Annotated in this window: 18 protein-coding genes and 5 tRNA genes; 14 read left to right on the top strand and 9 right to left on the bottom strand. The window is 72.9% G+C overall.

Going from position 1 to position 19776, the window contains the following annotated elements:
- Positions 1-25: 25 nt before the first annotated feature.
- The 3 genes from OG552_RS05955 to OG552_RS05965 are packed head-to-tail and all read right to left on the bottom strand — an operon-like array spanning position 26 to position 2852.
- Positions 26-847, bottom strand: a complete 822-nt coding sequence (locus OG552_RS05955; protein WP_329130141.1) for a GNAT family N-acetyltransferase — start codon at positions 845-847, stop codon at positions 26-28.
- Positions 848-894: 47 nt separating this feature from the next.
- A complete protein-coding gene (locus OG552_RS05960; RefSeq protein WP_329130142.1) occupies positions 895-1716 on the bottom strand; it encodes an aminotransferase class IV in 822 nt (273 codons plus the stop codon).
- The gene (locus tag OG552_RS05965; protein ID WP_329130143.1) at positions 1713-2852 is read right to left on the bottom strand and encodes a chorismate-binding protein; all 1140 of its coding nucleotides are present in this window, start codon (positions 2850-2852) and stop codon (positions 1713-1715) included. Before OG552_RS05965 ends, OG552_RS05960 begins: the two co-directional genes overlap by 4 nt.
- Positions 2853-3087: 235 nt before the next feature.
- Here OG552_RS05965 and OG552_RS05970 point away from each other — a divergent pair.
- The 5 genes from OG552_RS05970 to OG552_RS05990 all read left to right on the top strand — a co-directional run bounded on the left by OG552_RS05970 (position 3088) and on the right by OG552_RS05990 (position 3542).
- Positions 3088-3160: transfer RNA gene (locus OG552_RS05970), tRNA-Gly, on the top strand.
- A gap of 35 nt (positions 3161-3195) precedes the next feature.
- Positions 3196-3269: transfer RNA gene (locus OG552_RS05975), tRNA-Cys, on the top strand.
- Position 3270: 1 nt separating this feature from the next.
- Positions 3271-3342 (top strand) — tRNA-Val (locus tag OG552_RS05980).
- Positions 3343-3375: 33 nt separating this feature from the next.
- Positions 3376-3447: transfer RNA gene (locus OG552_RS05985), tRNA-Val, on the top strand.
- A gap of 20 nt (positions 3448-3467) precedes the next feature.
- Positions 3468-3542: transfer RNA gene (locus tag OG552_RS05990), tRNA-Val, on the top strand.
- A 69-nt stretch (positions 3543-3611) separates the two neighbouring features.
- Here OG552_RS05990 and OG552_RS05995 read toward each other — a convergent pair.
- The 3 genes from OG552_RS05995 to OG552_RS06005 form a co-directional block, all read right to left on the bottom strand.
- On the bottom strand, positions 3612-3929 hold the full coding sequence (locus OG552_RS05995) for a TFIIB-type zinc ribbon-containing protein (protein ID WP_329130144.1): 318 nt from the start codon (positions 3927-3929) through the stop codon (positions 3612-3614).
- A 34-nt stretch (positions 3930-3963) separates the two neighbouring features.
- Positions 3964-4989 (bottom strand): phosphotransferase family protein, encoded by a 1026-nt coding sequence (locus OG552_RS06000; protein ID WP_329130145.1) that lies wholly within the window; start codon positions 4987-4989, stop codon positions 3964-3966.
- 471 nt (positions 4990-5460) lie between these two features.
- On the bottom strand, positions 5461-5694 hold the full coding sequence (locus OG552_RS06005; protein WP_329130146.1) for a hypothetical protein: 234 nt from the start codon (positions 5692-5694) through the stop codon (positions 5461-5463).
- Positions 5695-5915: 221 nt separating this feature from the next.
- On the opposite strand from OG552_RS06005, the gene OG552_RS06010 reads away from it, so the two are divergent.
- The 4 genes from OG552_RS06010 to OG552_RS06025 all read left to right on the top strand — a co-directional run bounded on the left by OG552_RS06010 (position 5916) and on the right by OG552_RS06025 (position 10024).
- Complete coding sequence (locus OG552_RS06010) at positions 5916-7079, top strand: serine/threonine-protein kinase (RefSeq protein WP_329130147.1); 1164 nt, start codon at positions 5916-5918, stop codon at positions 7077-7079.
- A 244-nt stretch (positions 7080-7323) separates the two neighbouring features.
- The gene (locus OG552_RS06015) at positions 7324-7623 is read left to right on the top strand and encodes an alpha/beta hydrolase family protein (protein WP_329130148.1); all 300 of its coding nucleotides are present in this window, start codon (positions 7324-7326) and stop codon (positions 7621-7623) included.
- Between the two features lie 86 nt (positions 7624-7709).
- Positions 7710-8891, top strand: a complete 1182-nt coding sequence (locus OG552_RS06020) for an acyl-CoA dehydrogenase family protein (protein WP_329130149.1) — start codon at positions 7710-7712, stop codon at positions 8889-8891.
- A complete protein-coding gene (locus OG552_RS06025) occupies positions 8888-10024 on the top strand; it encodes an acyl-CoA dehydrogenase family protein (RefSeq protein WP_329130150.1) in 1137 nt (378 codons plus the stop codon). The genes OG552_RS06020 and OG552_RS06025 overlap by 4 nt, the downstream gene beginning before the upstream one ends.
- A gap of 93 nt (positions 10025-10117) precedes the next feature.
- Here the strand turns inward: OG552_RS06025 and OG552_RS06030 are convergent, their stop codons facing one another.
- The gene (locus tag OG552_RS06030; protein ID WP_329130151.1) at positions 10118-11134 is read right to left on the bottom strand and encodes a LacI family DNA-binding transcriptional regulator; all 1017 of its coding nucleotides are present in this window, start codon (positions 11132-11134) and stop codon (positions 10118-10120) included.
- Positions 11135-11284: 150 nt separating this feature from the next.
- On the opposite strand from OG552_RS06030, the gene OG552_RS06035 reads away from it, so the two are divergent.
- The 5 genes from OG552_RS06035 to OG552_RS06055 all read left to right on the top strand — a co-directional run bounded on the left by OG552_RS06035 (position 11285) and on the right by OG552_RS06055 (position 17609).
- Entirely contained in the window at positions 11285-12589 is a 1305-nt protein-coding gene (locus OG552_RS06035; RefSeq protein ID WP_329130152.1) for an ABC transporter substrate-binding protein, read from the top strand.
- A 13-nt stretch (positions 12590-12602) separates the two neighbouring features.
- Positions 12603-13553: a carbohydrate ABC transporter permease gene (locus OG552_RS06040; RefSeq protein WP_329130153.1), complete on the top strand. Its 951-nt coding sequence runs from the start codon at positions 12603-12605 to the stop codon at positions 13551-13553.
- Positions 13553-14419 carry a carbohydrate ABC transporter permease gene (locus OG552_RS06045; protein ID WP_329130154.1) on the top strand — a complete coding sequence of 289 codons (867 nt, stop codon included), beginning with the start codon at positions 13553-13555 and terminating at the stop codon, positions 14417-14419. Before OG552_RS06040 ends, OG552_RS06045 begins: the two co-directional genes overlap by 1 nt.
- The gene (locus tag OG552_RS06050; RefSeq protein ID WP_443070876.1) at positions 14416-16797 is read left to right on the top strand and encodes a beta-glucosidase family protein; all 2382 of its coding nucleotides are present in this window, start codon (positions 14416-14418) and stop codon (positions 16795-16797) included. The genes OG552_RS06045 and OG552_RS06050 overlap by 4 nt, the downstream gene beginning before the upstream one ends.
- Before the next feature lie 329 nt (positions 16798-17126).
- Positions 17127-17609: a hypothetical protein gene (locus OG552_RS06055; RefSeq protein WP_329130155.1), complete on the top strand. Its 483-nt coding sequence runs from the start codon at positions 17127-17129 to the stop codon at positions 17607-17609.
- A gap of 6 nt (positions 17610-17615) precedes the next feature.
- Here the strand turns inward: OG552_RS06055 and OG552_RS06060 are convergent, their stop codons facing one another.
- Positions 17616-18419 carry a TrmH family RNA methyltransferase gene (locus tag OG552_RS06060; RefSeq protein ID WP_329130156.1) on the bottom strand — a complete coding sequence of 268 codons (804 nt, stop codon included), beginning with the start codon at positions 18417-18419 and terminating at the stop codon, positions 17616-17618.
- Positions 18412-19656: a uroporphyrinogen-III C-methyltransferase gene (gene cobA / locus OG552_RS06065; protein WP_329140576.1), complete on the bottom strand. Its 1245-nt coding sequence runs from the start codon at positions 19654-19656 to the stop codon at positions 18412-18414. Before cobA ends, OG552_RS06060 begins: the two co-directional genes overlap by 8 nt.
- Between the last annotated feature and the right edge of the window lie 120 nt (positions 19657-19776).

Below are 19776 nucleotides of genomic sequence, written 5' to 3' on the forward strand. Positions count from 1 at the left end.
GCCGCACCGGCCCGGACCGGACCGGTCAGAGCAGGGTCTTGGCGAAGTGCCGCCGGGTGGGCCGGTAGCCGAGGGAGCCGTAGAGGCGCAGCGCCGGGGTGTTGCCGGCGAAGACATTGAGCCCGATGGTCTCGGCGCCGGCCGCCGCGGCGGCCTGCTCGGCGACGCGCATCAGGGTCCGGCCGTGGCCCCGGCCGCGGTGGGCCGCGCCGACCTCGACGGAGTACACCCAGGCGGGCTCGGTGGTGCGCACCCAGAGGATCCCCACGCTGTCGCCGTCGTGTTCCAGGACCAGCAGGGCGGTGCCCTCGGTCGCCGGACCGTCCGGCAGCGCCGTGGTGAAGCCGCTCTCCTCGTGTGCCGCGGCCTGCTCGCGCGGTATCCCCCGCGACATCAACTCGGCGATGAACCCCGCACGTTCGTGATCCCGCCAGGGCCCGTACTCGGCGTCCGTCAGCGGTCGCAGGGAACTGCCGGCCGGCAGCGGGAGCGCGGCGCCGCCGAGCTCCTTGACCATGTTCAGCTGGCGTTCTGTGTAGCCGAGCGCGGCGGCCATCCGCAGGGCGTACTCCGCCCCGGCCGGCACCGCGGCCTCCACCCGGTCGCAGCCCCAGGAGCGCAGCACCTCCTCCGCGGCGAGCGCGGCGACGGTGCCGCGACCGCGCCGCCGGTCGGCCTCGGCGATACCGAGGGCGGTGATCCTGCCCACCCGGGGGCCGTAGAGCCGGTCGGTGCCGAGGTCGAGGGCGCCGACGGTGCGGCTGTTGACGCGTACGGCGTAGGAGCGCGCCCGGGTGCCGTCGGCCTCCCGCCGCTCGGGTCCCGTGGGTCGCAGGGTGGTCGTCACGGTCGAACTCCCAGGTGGTGGCGGCGGTTCACGGATGCGGGTCCGCCCTACGGGTTGACGTCCTCGGCCGACCGCTCGGCGAAGACCCGCATCGCCTTGGCGGTCACCGGGCCGGGGGCGCCGGGGAGTTCGCGGTCGTCCAGCCGGTGCACCGCCTGGACGTCGCGCAGCGAGGAGGTCAGGAAGATCTCGTCCGCCTCGGCCAGCGCCTCCAGCGGGAGATCGGCCTCCTGGGCGCCGGACCACTCGATGACCAGCTCGCGGGTGATGCCGGCCAGGCAGCCGGAGGCGAGGGGCGGGGTGAGCAGCCGGCCGCCGATGACGACGAACACATTGGAGCCGGTGCCCTCGCAGAGCCGCCCCTGGGTGTTGGCGAAGAGCGCCTCGGAGGCGCCGTGCCGGTGGGCCCGGTCCAGGGCCACCACGTTCTCGCCGTAGGAGGTGGTCTTCAGGCCGCTGAGCGCGCCCTTCTCGTTGCGGGTCCAGGGGACGGTGACGGCCGCGGTGGTGTCCGGGCGCGGTGCGGCCTCGCCGAGCGCGACGACGAGGGTGGGGCCGGCGTCGCCGCGGTCGGAGCCGAGCGGGGACAGGCCGCCGGTGTAGGTGACGCGCAGCCGCCCGTACGGCACGGGGTTGGCGGCGAGCACCTCCTGGCAGGCGCGGGCCACTTCGGCGAGGTCGGGCTCGGGCAGGCCGAGCCCGCGGGCCGACCTGGCCAGCCGGTTGAGGTGCCGGGTGGTGGCGAAGGCGCGGCCGTCCACGGCTTTGAGCGTTTCGAAGACGCCGTCGCCGACGGTCAGCCCGTGGTCGAACACCGACACGGTGGCGTCCGCGGCGTCCCGCAGTCCGCCGTCGACCCAGATCCTCACGACAGCATCCTTCCGATCGCGTGGTGCCCGGTGTCCGTACGGCCACCGGTTCCGTCCTTGGTGCGGAGGTCCCGCTCGTCCAGCCGGTCCTGCTGATCTCTCCCGTACACCCCTGACGCTACCGCCAGCAGCCGGGCGGCCTTGAGTTCCGTCTCGGCCCACTCGCCGGCCGGGTCGGATCCCCAGGTGATGCCGGCGCCGCTGCCGAAGCGCAGTTCAGGGCCCGCCGGACCGGTCCGGTCGATCCAGAACGTGCGGATGCCGACGGCGAGTCCGGCGGTCTGCCGGTCGGCGTCCACCCAGCCGACGGCGCCGCAGTACGGTCCGCGCGGCGCGGTCTCCAGCTCGTCGATGATCCGCAGCGCGCTGGACTTGGGGGCGCCGGTGACCGAGCCGGGCGGGAAGGCGGCGGCGAAGAGTCCTGGCCAGCCGGCGTCCGGGCGCAGTTCGCCGCGGACGGTGGAGACGAGGTGGACCAGGCCGGGGTGCGGTTCGACGGCGCAGAGCGCCGGCACGGTGACGGTGCCGGTGGCGCAGACCCTGCCGAGGTCGTTGCGGACCAGGTCGACGATCATCACGTTCTCCGCCCGGTCCTTGGGGAGGAAGCCGTCGGCGGTGCGGGCGGTGCCCTTGATCGGGCCGGACTCGACGGTGGAGCCGTTACGGCTGAGGAAGAGTTCGGGGGAGGCGGTGGCGATCTCCACGCCGTGCGCGGGCAGCCGGATCGTGCCGGCGTACGGAGCCGGGTTGCCGCGGGCCAGTGCGGCGCCGAGGAGGTCGATGTCGTGCGGGGCGCCGTCCTCGCTGCCCAGGGGCGCGGAGAGCACCCGGCAGAGGTTGACCTGGTAGACCTCGCCGGTCGCGATGCGGTCCCGGATGGTCCGTACCCCGGCCTGGTAGGCCTCCCGGTCCAGCGAGGAGATCCACGCGTGCGGCGCCGGGCCGCGCCAGCGGGCCGGGTCGGGGGCGGGCGCAGGGCGGACGTCGCCGAAGCGCGCGCAGACCGTACGGCCCTCGAAGTCCACGGCGACCGCCCAGAAGCCCGACGAGTCGAGCGCGCCGAGGTCAGCCGTGACATCCCGCAGGTCGGAGGCGACGAGGGGGCCGAAGCGGGCCATGGGGGCGAGGTCGTGCACGCTGCTTTCCCGGTGGTGGTGAGGCGGTGGGTCCCGAGTCTAGGCCGGGTCCGACGGCGGGGCGCGGGGCCGCGGCCGGCGCCGGCCGGACGTCAACTGCTCGTCATTGGCCCGGCACGCTGCGCAAACCCGTTTTTGAGCTGGACCCGGTATCCGCTAGAGTTCAACTCGTCGCCGGGGTGTGCAACGCCACGGCGGCGGCCAAGTCCGGGACATGGTCCCGGCGGCGGCATCTGCGGACGTGGCTCAGTTGGTAGAGCATCACCTTGCCAAGGTGAGGGTCGCGAGTTCGAATCTCGTCGTCCGCTCGATGTGGGGGGTCTTCCCGAGCCCCCGCTGTGTTGGTGGAGTGGCCGAGAGGCGAGGCAACGGCCTGCAAAGCCGTCTACACGGGTTCAAATCCCGTCTCCACCTCCAAGGACGATTAGCTCAGCGGGAGAGCGCTTCCCTGACACGGAAGAGGTCACTGGTTCAATCCCAGTATCGTCCACTGGCCCCTGACCGGGGCTTTTGCTGAATCCCGGCGCGATTAGCTCAGCGGGAGAGCGCTTCCCTGACACGGAAGAGGTCACTGGTTCAATCCCAGTATCGCGCACGCCGCACCCGCACCACCAAGGACGATTAGCTCAGCGGGAGAGCGCTTCCCTGACACGGAAGAGGTCACTGGTTCAATCCCAGTATCGTCCACCAGCAGCAGGTGAGAAGGGCCGGAAGCCTTGTCGGGCTTCCGGCCCTTTTCGCTGTCCGGTACCGGCCGGTTCAGGACGAGAAGAGCATGTGGGCGAAGCCGCCGTGCCTGTTGCCGTGGTGTCCGCCGTGGTGGCCGCCGCCGTGGTGCGGGGCTCCCCAGGCCGGGGCCGGCGGCTGCTGCTGGTACACCGGCGGCGGGTATGCCTGCGGGGCCGGGTATGCCTGCGGGGCCGGGGGCACGGGCTGGTTCCACTGGCCTTCGAGGCGGGTCAGCGCCTCCAGTTCCCCGTAGTCCAGGAAAATACCCCGGCAGTTGCCGCACTGCTCGATCTGGACACCGTTGCGGTTGTACGTCTGCATGGGGCCGTGGCACTTGGGGCAGACCATGGGCTGTTCAACTCCTCGCAAATAAAAGGTACGTTCACTTTAGTTGGGCGATACGCGCGCAGGTGGCAAGGAGTTCGGACTCGGCCTCGTCCAGTGCCCGTTCCTCACGGGCCGCCCGCGCCACCGCGGTCGCCGCGCTCTGCACGGCCAACGTCCGTGCGGGCACGTCGAGATGGGCCCACGGGTCGCCGTTCGCCGGTACCGCGCTGCCGCCCGCCTCCTGGTAGCCGCCGAGGAAGCGCGCCCACACCTCGGGCGCGAGCAGGCCGGCCGCGAACCACATCGCGGGCCGCGCCAGGTCCCAGGCGGGCTCCCCGGTGCCGAGGTCGTCGACGTCGATCAGCTGCCACGCGCCCTCCGGCGCGGGGTGGCGGACCAGTTGGCCGAGGTGCCAGTCGCCGTGGCACAGCGCACGGCGGCCCTCGTACGGCGCCTCGTCCCTGACCCAGGCGGGCAGCCGCCGCCACGCGGCCCGTACCGTGCGGGCGGCGGCGCAGTCCGGGGCGGCGCGCAGCCGCGACATCGCCCGCGCGGCCTTCGCCGGCCCGCGCATCACCGGCAGCGGGCCGGGCAGTTCGGCGGGCGGTACGGCGTGCAGCCGGGCCAGAAGGACGGCGGCTGCCTCCCAGGGCGCGGCGGCAGGATCGGCGGGGTCCACCGTGCGGCCGTACGGCCAGACGCTCACCAGCCGGCCGTTCTCGGCGCGGCTGGGCACGGGTGCGCAGGGCGGCAGCAGGATGCCGCGCAGCCGCGGATGCGCCGCGATCGCCAGCCGCACCCCGAGGGCGCCCGGTTCGGTGTCCCCCGCGTGCGCCTTGGCGACGATCGCGCCGACCCGTACGACGGTGCCGTCCGGCCGGTCGGCGAGCACGATCGGATCGGGCTGGGGGGCGGGGATCACCGCGATCCGGACCGCCGGAGTACCGGTGCCGGTGGCGGTGGCCGTGGCCGTGGCCGTGGCGGAACGGTTCCGCGCGGTGGCCGCGGTGGCGTGGGCGGTGAGGACGGCCACCAGCGGATCGGGGGACCGTACGGCTGAGGTCGGATCGACCGGAATCATGGGCTGCTCCCCCGCGCTCGTGTCCGGACAGCGTAATGCCCGGGTATCTGGTGATACCCGGGCAACCGCAGTCGTCCGCCGTACCCCCGTCCCCACGGGGTTGATACCGGTATGTCCCCGGCCCGGACCGCTCTTCCGGGCCTGCTGGAGTGCCTTGCGGCACCCCATGAGGCCGGCTGCGGACGACATCTGTGTGACCACCGCTTCCACGCCGGGGAGGGGGCGGGAGTGCGCGGGTGGTCAGGTCTGTGTGGTGTGACATTGGGGAGCGGCGGGCGTTTGACCTCGGGGGACGAGTGCTTCGCCCGCCGCTTGACCTCAACATTAGGGGCCGGGCGGCAACCCGGTCGTCATGCCCCCGGACCCTCTTGTGGGCCTCCCGGAGGATGACGGCGGGGACCCCGGCTACTCCCCTGGGTGGAGGAGCCGGCCCCCGATCCCGGGGTGATCCCTGAGAGGGGGCGGCCCGGATCAGCCCGCCTGTTCGTCGTCCCGCGGGATGGGCTGTTCGACCAGGGCGAGCACCCGGTTGGCCATGAAACGGGCGGTGCGGACCACCGAGCCGTTACGGGTGACCTCGCTGACCTCCACGACACCGCGGCGCACCGCGGTCTCGACCCGGCGGCCGGCTCGGGTGGCGATGACCTCATAAGTGCGGGTGGTGTCCCCCGCGTCAACCACGATCTCCACACGATCACCTTTCACGGCGTCAATCCCCTTTGGCAGACGGTCCGTTGGCGAGGCGGGGAGCAGGAGTTACGTGCTCCCACACCTCAGGGTCCCACCCGGCACTGACAATTCACGGCCCGTCGCCTGCGGGCCTTCGGCGCGGACGGGGAGGTGAGTCCGTAAGCTGTGGGCGGCCGACCGGCCAGTCAGCGGAGTGGGGCCCTTCCCCCACCACCGGAGGTAGGGGACGGACAGACATGGCGATGATGCGGCTCCGGCGCGAGGATCCGCGGGTCGTCGGCGCGTTCCGGCTGCACCGGCGGCTGGGCGCGGGCGGCATGGGTGTGGTGTACCTCGGGGCGGACAAGCGCGGGCAGCGGGTGGCGCTGAAGGTGATCAGGCCCGAGCTGGCCGAGGACCAGGAGTTCAGGTCCCGGTTCGCCCGTGAGGTCTCCGCGGCCCGGCGGATCCGCGGCGGCTGCACGGCGCGGCTGGTGGCGGCGGACCTGGAGGCCGAACGGCCGTGGTTCGCCACCCAGTACGTACCGGGTCCGTCCCTGCACGACAAGGTCGCCGAGCATGGGGTGCTGCCGGCCGCGGAGGTCGCCTCGATCGGCGCGGCGCTCGCGGACGGGCTGGTGGCGGTGCACGAGGCGGGGGTGGTGCACCGGGACCTCAAGCCGTCGAACATCCTGCTGTCGCCGAAGGGGCCGCGGATCATCGACTTCGGGATCGCCTGGGCGACCGGGGCGAGCACGCTCACCCATGTGGGTACGGCGGTGGGTTCGCCCGGGTTCCTCGCGCCGGAGCAGGTGCGGGGGGCGGCGGTGACGCCGGCCACGGATGTGTTCGCCTTCGGGGCGACGCTGGCGTACGCGGCGACCGCGGACTCGCCCTTCGGGCAGGGGAGTTCCGAGGTGATGCTGTACCGGGTGGTGCACGAGGAGCCGGATCTGGGCGGCGTGCCCGACGCGCTGGCTCCGCTGGTCTACGCGTGTCTGGCGAAGGACCCGGCGGACCGGCCGAGCACGGTGCAGTTGTCGGAGCGGCTGGGGGAGATCGCGACGCGTGAGGCCCGCGGGATCGGGGCGCCGCGCCGGGAGGGCGTGCCGAAGGCGGCCGGGCCCCGGCCGGAGCGTCCGGTGGGGCGGCGCGCGGAGGAGTACGCCCAGCAGCGGACGGCGCCGCGCGAGCCGGTCGGCGGGCGGCGGACGCCCGCGGTGACGTCGGGGGCGCGGCGGACTTCGCCTGGGACGGGACCTTCTTCCTCCGGGGGGAGCGGTACGCCGGTGCGGACCCCCGCGGGGGCCGCTGCGCGGCGGGCGCAGGGGGCGTCGCGGAGGTTGATGCGGCAGCGGTTGGTGGTGTTCGTGATCGTCACGGTGCTGGCGGCGGTGTGCATCGCGGTCCTCCAGCGGTAACCCTGCGGTCCGCTGACCGGTGCGGTAACCCCTGCGGTCCGCTGACCGGTGCGGTGCCCCTCCGTCTCCGGCGGAGTGCGGGCACTTCACGGCGTCTTTCCCACCCGCACCACCCGTGCGGATACGTTGCCGGCTGACGGTCCCCCCGCGGGGGTACGCCACCGCCGGCGGCTGACCCTGCGCTGGGGCGGAACCGGCCGGGCGGCCGGGTCACCGTCCTGCGGGAGGGGCACGCCGCCGCGAGGTGTACGGCGACCTGTTCGGGCCGGTGCTGGCCGGCCAGGTGGCCGCGCTGCGGGAGGCCGCGCGCCTGCACCCGGAACTCGACCTCGGGCGGGTCGGCATCCGCGGCTGGTCCTTCAGCGGTTCCCTGGCCGCGCTGGCCGTACTGCGCCGGCCGGACGTCTTCCACGCCGCGGTGGCCGGCGCAGGGGTCACCGACCAGCGGCTCTACCACGCGCACTGGCGCGAACGGTTCCTCGGGCACCCCGACGAGTTCCCCGAGCGGTACGAGGCGCGGGACGGCGCTCAGGCCCCCGGCTGACGCCGACCCCCTTTCGTACCGGCCCCACTTCGGTTACGTTTCCAAGCGCTTGCTTAGTGGCGGTCGAGTACGGAGAGGGCGGCGGTATGGCGACGGCGGAGGACGTGCGGGAGCGGGTGAGAGGGCTGCTGGCGGCGGTGGATCCGGCGGGGACGGCGCCGCTGGATTTCCTGCGGGCGCGGTTCGACGCCGGGCTGGCGTGGGTGCACTTCCCCGAAGGGCTCGGCGGTCTGGGCGCGCCGCGCGCCCTGCAGGGCGTGGTGGACGCCGAGTTGGCGGCGGCGGGGGCACCGGACAACGATCCGCGCCGGATCGGCATCGGGCTCGGGATGGCCGCGCCGACGATCCTGCGGTACGGGACCGCGGAGCAGATGCAGCGGTGGCTTCGGCCGCTGTGGACCGGCGAGGAAGTCTGGTGCCAGCTCTTCAGCGAGCCGGGCGCGGGGTCCGACCTGGCCGGTCTGCGGACCCGGGCGGTGCGCGACGGGGAGGACTGGATCGTGGACGGGCAGAAGGTGTGGACCTCCAGCGCCCACACCGCCCGCTGGGCGATCCTCATCGCCCGCACCGACCCGGACGTCCCCAAGCACCAGGGCATCACCTACTTCGTGTGCGACATGACCGCCCCCGGGGTCGAGGTCAGACCGCTGCGGCAGATCACCGGTGAGGCGGAGTTCAACGAGGTCTTCCTGACCGGTGTCAGGATCCCGGACGCCCACCGGCTGGGGGCGGTCGGGGACGGCTGGCGGGTCGCCCAGGCCACGCTGATGAACGAGCGGGTGGCGATCGGCGGCATGGCGCTGCCCCGCGAGGGCGGCATGATCGGGCAGGCCGCCGCGGTCTGGCGGGAGCGGCCGGAGCTGCGGACGCCGGAACTGCACGACCGGCTGCTGGGCCTGTGGGTGGAGGCGGAGGTCGCCCGGCTCGGCGCGGAACGGGGACGGCAGCAGCTCGCGGCCGGTGCGCCGGGCCCGGAGGGGTCGGGGCTGAAGCTGGCGTTCGCCCGGCTCAACCAGCGGATCAGCGGTCTTGAGGTGGAGCTGCGCGGCGAGGAGGGGCTGCGCTACAGCGACTGGACGATGGTCCGGCCGCGGAGCGTGGACTTCTACGGCCGGGACGCGGGGTACCGCTATCTGCGGGCGAAGGGGAACTCCATCGAGGGCGGCACCTCGGAGGTCCTGCGCAACATCATCGCCGAGCGGGTGCTGGCGCTGCCCGCCGAGCCCCGTACCGACAAGGACGTCGCCTGGAAGGACCTGCCCCGGTGAATCTGCTCTACACGGATGTCGAGGACGATCTGCGGGCCGCCGTCCGCGCGGTGCTGGCCGACCACTGCCCGCCGGCCGCGGTGCTGGCCCGGATCGAGGGCCCGGAGCCGTACGACCCGGCACTGTGGCGGGTGCTCGCGGTCGAACTGGGGCTTGCCGGGCTGCTGGTGCCGGAAAAGCTGGGCGGGCAGGGCGCCTCCGCGCGGGAGGCCGCGGTGGTGCTTGAGGAACTGGGCGGGGCGGTGGCGCCCGTGCCGTTCCTGGGCAGCGCGGTGCTGGCTGCCTCCGCGCTGCTGGCCTGCGACCCGGCGGACGAGGGGGTCGTCGCACTGCTCGGGCGGCTTGCCGCGGGTACGGCGACCGCGGCGCTCGCCGTACCGCTGTCGGCCGCGCCCGGGGACGCCTTCCCGGCCGGCGTACGGGCGGACGCGGACGGGCGGCTGACCGGCACGGTGACGAGCGTGGCCGACGCCGTCGCGGCGGACGTGCTGGTGGTCCCGGCGGTGGGGCCGGCCGGGCCCGCGCTGTACCAGGTGGCCGCGGACGCGGTGACGGTCGGCCGGTTCACCGCGCTCGACCTGACCAGGCCGCCGGCCGATGTGCGCTTCGCGGGCGCGCCCGGCCGGCTGCTGCCGGCCGCGGATCCGGCCGCCGCGCTGGAGTCCGCGCTGCTCACCGGGGCGGGGCTGCTCGCCTCGGAACAGCTGGGTGTGGCCCAGTGGTGCCTCGACGAGACGGTCCGGTATCTCGGCGAACGCCGTCAGTTCGGCCGGGTCGTCGGCTCCTTCCAGGCGCTCAAGCACCGGCTGGCGGACCTCTGGCTGGAGGTGGTCAACGCGCGGGCGGCGGCCCGGGCCGCCGCCGACGCGGTGGCTTCCGGCGCGCCGGACCGGGCCGTCGCGGTACGGGTCGCGCAGGCGTACGTCAGCGGGGTCGCGGTCCACGCGGCGGAGGAGGCGGTCCAGTTGCACGGCGGCATCGGCATGACCTGGGAGCATCCGCTGCACCTGTACCTGAAGCGGGCGAAGGCGGACGAGATCGCGCTGGGCACACCGGGGCGGCACCGGGCGGCGCTGGCCGCGCTGGTGGATCTGCCGCCGGCGCCGGGCCGGGAGGCTTCTGCGCGGTCCTGACCGTCGCGGCGCTCTCACGTCCTCGAGGGGACGGTGTCCGGCCGACGGGCGGAAGCACCGCCCGCCGGCCGGTCGGAAACCGTACCGAAAGCCTCACCGCGGCGGCGGGGCCGTACTCTTCCTGATCACCAGGCTGGTGGCCAGTTCCATCCGGGTGGTGGTCCGCTCCCCCGCCCTGAGCCGCAGCAGCATCTCCGCCGCCGCCTCGGCCATCCTGCGCAGCGGCTGGTGGACGGTGGTCAGCGCCGGGCGCGACCATTTCGCGACGGCCACGTCGTCGTAACCGACCACGGAGAGATCGGCCGGGGTGCTCAGGCCCAGCGCCGCGGCCGCTTCCAGGACCCCGATGGCCTGCAGATCGCTGCCGGCGAAGACCGCGGTGGGGCGGTCGGTACGGCGCAGCATGTCCAGGGCGCGCTCGAAGCCGCCCTCGACGTGGAAATCACCGTGCGCGATGAGTCCGGGTGCGATGTCCAGGCCCGCGGTGGACATCGCGGAGCGGAAACCGTCGAGGCGGGCCAGCGAGCACATCATGTCCTCGGGGCCGGTGATGATGCCGATCCTGCGGTGGCCGCACTCGATGAGATGGCGGGTGGCGGCGAGGCCGCCGGACCAGTTGGCGGAGCCGACGGAGGGCACGTCGGGTTCGGGGTCGCCGGCCGGGTCGATGATGACGAACGGGATCGACCGGGACCGCAACTGGAGCTTGTACTCCTGCGGCAGGGCCGAGAAGACCAGGATCACGCCGAGCGGCCGGCGCCGCAGCACGCCCTCGATCCACTCAGGACCCGGTGAGTGGCGGGTGCCGCTCTGGGTGAGCACGACGCTCGCGGAGTGCTCCTTGGCGACCTTCTCGACGCCGAGGATCAGCTCCATCGCCCAGATCGCGTCGAGTTCGTGGAAGACGATCTCGATGAGCGGGGCGTCGGGGGTGGTGCGGGTGGTCCGCCGGTAGCCGTGGGCCTCCAGCAGTTTCTCGACCTTGAGCCGGGTCGGCGGTGAGACGTCCTGCCGGCCGTTGAGCACTTTCGAAACTGTCGAGATCGAGACCCCCGCGTTTTCGGCGACCTGGGCCAGGGTCACCCGGCCCGGTATCTCGTCGTCATCCATGAACCGCAGGATATGTCACCTCCCGCCACCTCCCGACGTAACGCTTTGGCAACAACGGACCCGAGGGTTGACCCCTCCTGGGCCGAACTCTAGCGTCACAGCCCGCAGCACATTTCGGCAGAGTAGCCGAAACTTTCGAAAGGCGGGGCGATGAAAAAGCACCAATGGCACTCCCGCGCCGTGGCCGGCGGCGTGACGCTCGTACTCGGGCTCTCCCTGGCCGCCTGCGGCGGCGGCAGCTCCGGCAGCGGCGGCGGCTCCGGCAGCTTCCACGTCCTGGTCTACGGGGACGCGACCAACAAGGTCGAGAAGCAGATTGTCGCCACCTTCAACAAGACCTCCAAGGTCAAGGCGGTCCTGGACACCATCCCCGGCGCCGACTACCAGCAGAAGCTCCAGACGATCATCAACACCAAGCAGGCCCCGGACGTCTTCTTCAACTGGGGCGGCGGCAGCATCCAGCCCTTCGTGAAGGCCGGACTGCTGCTGCCGCTGGACGACTTCATCGCCAAGGACCCGGCTCTCAAGTCCGACTACCTGCCCTCGGTCTTCAACACCGCGGTGATCGACGGCAAGTCCTACGGCATCCCGATGCGCGGCACCCAGCCCGTCCTGCTCTTCAGCAACAAGAAGGTGCTCGCCGACGCCGGTGTCACCGCGCCCAAGACCTGGGACGAGCTGCTGGCCGCGGTGAAGACCCTCAAGGCCAAGGGCGTCACCCCGATCGCGCTCGGCGGCGGCGACCAGTGGCCGACGCTGATGTGGTACGAGTACGTCTACGACCGGGTGGCCGGCCCCGGGCTCTTCCAGAAGGCCATGTCCGGCGACAAGAGCGCCTGGGACAGCGCCGACAGCCGCAAGGCACTGTCGATGCTCAAGGAGCTGGTCGACGCGGGCGCGTTCGGCAGCGCCTACGACTCGGTGAAGTTCACCGACGGCGGCTCCCCCGCGCTGCTGGCGGCCGGCAAGGCCGGCTTCGAACTGATGGGTTCGTGGGAGTACTCCACCCAGCAGGACGCCAGCCCGGACTTCGCCAAGACCGACCTGGGCTACGGCTCCTTCCCGACCGTCACCGGCGGCAAGGGCGACCCGAACGACCTGGTCGGCAACACCAACAACTTCTACTCGGTGCTGAAGAAGACCAAGTACCCGGACGCGATAGCCCAGTTCCTCAAGCTGCAGTCCTCGGACGAGTTCGTGAAAGCGCAGTTGGCCATCGGCAACCTGCCGACCACCAACAACACCGCGAACTTCCTCAGCACCTCGGCCAGCCCCGCGTACTCGAAGTACCAGTTCGACCTGGTCAAGCAGGCGCCCTCGTTCCAGCTGTCGTGGGACCAGGCGTACCCGCCGGCCGCCATCACGCCCATCCACCAGGCCGTGCAGGAGTTCTTCGACGGGAAGCTCGACGCCGACGGCTTCATCAAGGCCATGCAGGCCCTGCCGTCCTCATGAGCCGGGATCAACGATGACCCTCACCAAGTCCCCGGCGGACCCCGCGTCCGCCGCCCTCGCACCGCGGCGCCGGCCCACCCGCCGGACCGGCGCCGCGGTGACCCGCCCCGGTTTCGCCTGGGCGGTCCCGGCCACCTTGTTCTTCGTCCTGTTCGCCGTCGTTCCGCTGGTGCTGGTCGCGGTGCTCTCCTTCACCAGCTGGGACGGCCTGAGCTCACCCGAGTTCGCCGGCTTCGACAACTGGACCGCCCTGGTGCACGACCCTGTGATGATCCAGAGCCTGTGGCTGAGCCTGCTCATCACGGTGCTGGGCGTCGCGGTGCAGACGCCGCTGAGCCTGCTGCTCGGGGTGTGGGCGGCCGGCAGGCAGCGCAACCGGGCGGTGCTCTCGGCCGTCTACTTCGTGCCGCTGCTGCTCTCCGCGACCGCGGTGTCCGTGCTCTGGCGGGCCCTGCTCGACCCCAACTTCGGGGTGCCCTCGCAGGCCCGCTGGCTCTTCGGCGACGGCAATCTGCTGGGCATGCGCAGCGGGGCCATCGGCGTGCTGGTCTTCGTCGGGGCCTGGCAGTACACGCCGTTCCACACCCTGATCTACCAGGGCGCGGCCCGCGCGATCCCGCAAGTCCTCTACCAGGCGGCGCAGATCGACGGCGCGGGCACCGTACGGCAGTTCTTCCACATCACCCTGCCGCAGCTGCGCAACACCATGATCACCTCGATGATCCTGATGGTCGTCGGGGGCCTGACCACCTTCGACACGGTGCTGATCCTCACCCAGGGCGGCCCCGGCACGGACACCACCATCAGCGCCTACTACATGTACCAAAAAGCCTTCAAGAGCTTCGACTTCGGCGCGGGCTCGGCGATCGCCCTGGTGCTGGTGGTCGTGGCCACGATCATCTCGCTGATCGTCGTCCGGGTCTCCCGCTACGACGACATGCGCAGCACGGCGGAGGGACTGTGATGACCGCGCAGACCGCGCCCGGCAGCCGGCCCGCCGGCCGGCGGCGCCGCCGCAACCGCCCCAACTACCTGGCCGGCCTGGGCTCGCTGGTCTGGCTCTTCCTGGTCGGGCTGCCGCTGTACGTGATGCTGGCGGCGACCTTGCAGAGCCGGGCCGACTACTCCGCCAACGGCCCGCTGGCCTTCCCGAAGCACTTCACCTTCGACAACTACTCGGCCGACTTCTCCAATGGCTTCGGCCGCTACTTCCTCAACACCGTGGTGGTCACCGCGGCGGTGGTGGCGATCGTGCTGCTGCTGGTGCCGCCGCTGTCCTACGCGATCGTACGCAGCCGCGGCCGGCTCACCACCGGTGTCTTCCGGCTGTTCCTGCTCGGCCTCGCCATCCCGGCGCAGGCGGTGATCGTGCCGATGTTCTACGTGATCAGCAAGGCCGGTCTCTACGACAACCTGATCGGGGTGATCCTGCCGACGGCGGCCTTCTCGCTGCCGGTGTGCGCGCTGATCCTCACCGGGGTGATGCGGGACATCACCCCCGATCTGTACGAGGCGATGGCGGTGGACGGCGCCCCGCCGTGGCGGGTCTTCTTCCAGCTGGTGCTGCCGCTGTCCAAGGGGGGCCTGTCCACCATCGTGGTCTTCTCCGCCCTCCAGGCGTGGAACGGCTTCCTCTTCCCGCTGGTGCTCACCCAGTCCGACTCGGCGAAGGTGATCACGCTGGGCCTGTACAACTTCCAGACCGAGCACGGCGTCGACATCCCCGGCCTGCTGGCCGCGGTGGTGCTGTCGATGCTGCCCATTCTCATCGTCTACCTGTTCGCCCGCCGCGCCCTGGTCCAGGGGCTGATGGGCGTCGGAGGAAAGTGACCGACACCGTGGTCGAAGAGACAGATTCCGCCGCTCCCCTCTGGCGTGACCCCGCGCTGGAGCCGGCTGCCCGGGCCGATGCGCTGATCAGCGCGATGACCCTGCCGGAGAAGGTCGCGCAGCTGTTCGGCGTGTGGGTGGGGGCGTCCGACGAGGGCGGCGAAGTCGCCCCGTACCAGCACGAGATGGAGGAGCCCGTCACCCTGGAGTCGCTGCTGCCGCAGGGACTCGGCCAGCTCACCCGGCCGTTCGGCACCGCGCCGGTCGATCCGGCGCTGGGCGCACTGTCACTGCTGCGCACCCAGCGCAGGATCGCCGCCGCAGGACGCTTCGGCATCCCGGCGCTGGCCCACGAGGAATGCCTGGCCGGCTTCGCCGCCTGGGGCGCCACCGCCTATCCGGTGCCGCTGGCCTGGGGCGCCACCTTCAACCCCGCCCTGGTGCGCCGGATGGCGGAACGCATCGGCCGCGACATGCGCTCGGTGGGCGTCCACCAGGGGCTCGCTCCGGTCCTCGACGTGGTGCGGGACGCCCGGTGGGGCCGCGTCGAGGAGACCATGGGCGAGGACCCGTACCTGGTCGGCACGGTCGGCACCGCCTATGTGCAGGGCCTCGAAGCCGCCGGGATCGTCGCCACCTTGAAGCACTTCGCCGGCTACTCCGCCTCCCGGGCCGGCCGCAATCTGGCGCCGGTGGGCATGGGGGTGCGCGAGCGCGCCGACGTGATGCTGCCGCCGTTCGAGATGGCGGTACGCGAAGGGGGCGCGCGGTCGGTGATGCACGCCTACACCGACACCGACGGCGTGCCCGCCGCCGCCGACGAGCGGCTGCTGACCGGGCTGCTCCGGGAGACCTGGGGCTTCACCGGGACGGTCGTCGCGGACTACTTCGGCATCGCCTTCCTCAAGACCCTGCACGGTGTGGCGGCGACCCTCGGTGAAGCGGCGGGCGCGGCGCTCGGCGCGGGCGTCGACGTCGAACTGCCCACCGTGAAGACCTTCGGGGAACCGCTGCTGAAGGCGCTCGCGGACGGCGAGGTGGACGAGGCGCTGGTCGACCGGGCGCTGCGGCGGGTCCTGACGCAGAAGGCGGAGCTGGGACTGCTCGACGCCGACTGGGACCCGGTGCCCGCCGTTCTCGCGGGCGCCGACCTGGCCGATCCGCAGGCACTGCGCGGCACCGTCGAACTGGACGGCGCCGCCAACCGCGACCTGGCCCGGGAGGTCGCCGAGCAGAGCATCGTGCTGCTCGCCAACGACGGGACGCTGCCGCTGGCGCGGCCCGCCAGGATCGCCCTGATCGGCCCCAACTCCGAGGCGCCGACGGCCGTTCTTGGCTGTTACGCCTTCCCCGTGCACGTGGGCGGCCAGCACCCGGACGTGCCCGCGGGCATCGGGCTGCCGACGCTGCGCGAGACGCTGACCGCGGAGTTCCCCGGCAGTGAGATCGTCACCGCGGCCGGCTGCGGGGTCGACAGCCCCGGCACCGGCGGCTTCGCGGCGGCGGCCGAACTGGCCCGTACCGCCGATGTGGTGGTCCTCGCGCTCGGCGACCGGGCCGGGCTCTTCGGGCGCGGCACCAGCGGGGAGGGCTGCGACGCGGAGTCGCTGGCGCTGCCCGGTGTCCAGCAGGACCTGCTCGACGCCCTGCTGGACACCGGAGTGCCGGTGGTGGTGACCTTGCTGGCCGGCCGGCCCTACGCGCTGGGCCGGGCGGTGACCGAGGCCGCCGGCATCGTGCAGTCCTTCTTCCCCGGCGAGGAGGGCACCGGGGCCATCGCCGGGGTGCTCAGCGGCCGGGTCAACCCCTCGGGGCGGCTGCCGGTCTCCGTCCCCGGCCGCCCCGGTGTCCAGCCGTCCACCTATCTGGCGGCCCGGCTCGGCCAGCTCAGCGAGGTGTCCAGCATCGACCCGACGCCGGCCTTCGGTTTCGGTCACGGGCTGACGTACACCTCGTTCCGCTGGTCGGAGCTGGACGTCGGGAAGCTGCAGACGGGGACCGACGGGGACATCCGGGTGGCGTTCACCGTACGCAACACCGGTGAGCGGACCGGTACGGAGGTGGTGCAGGTCTATCTGCACGACCCGGTGGCCTCCGTGGTCCAGCCGGTGCAGCGGCTGGTCGGCTACCAGCGGCTGGAGCTGGCGCCGGGGGCGGCGGCCCGGGTCGCGGTGCGGGTGCCGGCCGACCTGGCGGGCTTCACCGGCCGGGACGGCGAACGGATCGTGGAACCGGGCGAGTTGGAGCTGCGGCTCGGCCCGTCGTCCGCCGATCCGCGGCTGACGGTGATCTGTACGCTCACCGGTCCGGTGCGCCGGCTCGACCACACCCGGCGGCTGCACGCCGACTTCGTCACCGCTGCCGTGCCGGCGAGCTGACCGGCGCGGCGCCCTGCTCCCCGCGCCCTGCTCCCCGGCCGGGGAGCGGGGCGCACCGGCCTGCGGACGTGGCCTGCGTCATGTGTTGTTCGCCTGCCGTAATGCGGGAGAAACACCGGCTTGATGTGCTGTAACGGTAGGAAACCGCCCAAGGACGGCTGCAGTTCGGGCATCGCTCGCCCCCGCGGACCCGGCGGGCCCGGCTGCCGTACGAAGCCGTGGCAGGGGCGGTCCGCCGGAGCAGGAGGCCGCCTTCGATGGAGTCCGACAGAACATCAGCAGCGGGGCCGGCCGGATTACGCTGCTTCGTCAGTGTGGAGCGGTACGACGTGAAGCGGTCACAGCCGCCGGAGCCGGACCGCCGGGTGGCCGCCCTGTCGCTGGCGGTGCCCACTCCCGCCGGCGAGATCCTGCTGCGGGCCTCGGTCGGCGCCGCGCACCCCGGCGGCCCGCAGGTACTGGACGAACACTTCGTGGTCAACGCCGACGCCCGGCACGAACCGGGCTGGCTGGACTGCGCCGACCTGCTCTACGGGAGCCGCCCGCGCGGGGTGAGCGACGCGGTCCACTGGCTGCACAGCATCACGGCCGGCCGCGGTGCGTGCCGGATGGCGGCGGTGCCGCTGGTCAAAGGCGGGTGGGCGGTGCTCGACACGGTCAGCCGGCAGGTCACGCTGGTGCCGGTGACGATGCCCCACGGGCAGTGGCTCTGGCCCTCCTGCCTGCTGGGCTGGCTGACGGCCGGCGGGGATCTGCAGGATCTGACGGCGGCGCGGCCGGCGTACCACTCCCCCGCCGAGCAGGGCGGCTGAGGCCGCTCAGCGCCGGGTGACGTAGAAGGCCAGTGCGGAGGCGGCGGCCACATTGAGGGAGTCGACGCCCGCGGCCATCGGGATGCTCACCTGAGTGTCGGCCTCCTGGAGAGCCCCCTTCGACAGGCCGTCGCCCTCGGTGCCGAACAGCAGCGCCAGCTTCTCGTGGCGGCGGGCGGCGAGTTCGTCGAGGGTGATCGCGTCATCGGCGAGACAGAGGGCCGCGGTCACGAAGCCGTGGGAGCGCAGCAGTTCCAGGTCCGCGGGCCAGGAGTCGAGCCGGGTCCACGGGATCTGGAAGACGGTGCCCATCGAGACCTTCACGGCCCGCCGGTAGAGGGGGTCGGCGCAGCGCGGGCTGAGCAGCACCGCGTCGATGCCGAGGGCGGCGGCGTTACGGAAGGCGGCGCCGAGGTTGGCGTGGTCGACGGTGTCCTCGAAGACCGCGATCCGGTGGGCACCGGCGAGCAGCCCGGCCGGGGCCGGCAGCGGTTTTCTGGCCATGGCGGCGAGTGCGCCGCGGTGCACGTGGTAGCCGGTGACCTGTTCCGCGAGTGCCGGGGTGACCAGATACACCGGGGCGGTGGCCGCCTCGATGACGTCGCCCATGACATCGAGCCACTTCGCGGAGAGCAGCATCGACCGCATCGCGTAGCCGGCCGCGGTGGCCCGGCGGATCACCTTCTCGCCCTCGGCGATGAACAGGCCCTCGGCGGGTTCGCGGTGGCGGCGCAGGGCGACGTCGGTCAGCGAGGTGTAGTCGGTGAACCGCGGGTCGGCGGGGTCGTCCAGGACGATCGGTTCAGCCACGCGGGGCCACCGCCCGGCCGGCGCCGGCCCCCACACCGACCACGTCGCCGATGACGATGACGGCGGGCGGGCGTACGCCTTCGGCCGCCACCTGGGCGGCGACGGTGGCCAGGGTGGCGTCCACCCGGCGCTGCGCGGCGGTGGTGCCCTCCTGCACGACGGCGACCAGAGTGTCCGCGGACCGGCCGCCCGCGATCAGGGTGTCGGCGATGGAGCCGATCCGTTCCACCGCCATCAGCAGGACGAGGGTGCCGCGCAGCCGGGCCAGCGCGGACCAGTCGACGAGGGAGCGCGGGTCGTCGGGGGCGACATGGCCGCTGACCACGGTGAACTCGTGCGCGACGCCGCGGTGTGTGACGGGGATGCCGGCCGCGCCCGGCACGCTGATGGAGCTGGAGATACCGGGGACCACGGTGACCGGGATGCCGGCGTCGGCGAGCGCCTCGGCCTCTTCCATACCGCGGCCGAAGACGTAAGGGTCGCCGCCCTTGAGCCGGACCACGGCCTTGCCGGCCTTGGCGTGCTCGATCAGTGCGGTGTTGATGGCCTCCTGGGCCATCGCCCGGCCGTACGGGATCTTCGCCGCGTCGATCACCTCGACGTGCGGGGGCAGTTCGTCCAGCAGGTCGCGCGGGCCGAGGCGGTCGGCGATCACCACGTCGGCCTCGGCGAGGAGGCGGCGGCCACGGACCGTGATCAGGTCGGGGTCGCCGGGGCCGCCGCCGACCAGGGCGACGCCGGCGGTACGGGTCCGGTGCTGCGGTGCGACGAGGGTGCCGTCGCGCAGGCCGGCGACGACCGCGTCGCGTACGGCGGCGGAGCGGCGCGGGTCGCGGCCGGTGAGGACGGCGACGGTGACCCCGTCGGTGCGGCCGGTGGCCGGGGTCCAGGCGGTGGCGGCTTCGGCGTCGTCGCTGCGTACGCACCAGATCCGGCGGGCTTCGGCTTCCGCGGAGGCGGCGGCGTTGGCGGCGTGGTCGGTGCTGGCGATCAGGGCGTACCAGGAGCCTTCGAGGTCACCGTCCTGGTAGGGGCGGGGCTCCCAGCGCAGTTCACCGGCTGCCGCCATGGCCTCGACGGAGGGGGTCACCGAGGGCGACACCAGCACGATGTCGGCTCCCGCCGAGACCAGGGCGGGCAGCCGCCGCTGGGCGACCTGTCCGCCGCCGACCACCACCACGCGCCGCCCGGCCAGCCGCAGCCCTACGGGGTATGCGGACACGTCCTGCCGGTCCATCTGCGGCTCCTTGCGCTCAGTCATCCCCACGCGGCCCTGCGGCCCGCCTCACCAGGTCACCCCCAGATTACGGTGCGCCCTTCCTCTCCCCGGCCACCCACCACCCCGCCGCGGCGGCGG

The organism is Streptomyces sp. NBC_01476, assembly GCF_036227265.1.
GTDB lineage: Bacteria > Actinomycetota > Actinomycetes > Streptomycetales > Streptomycetaceae > Actinacidiphila.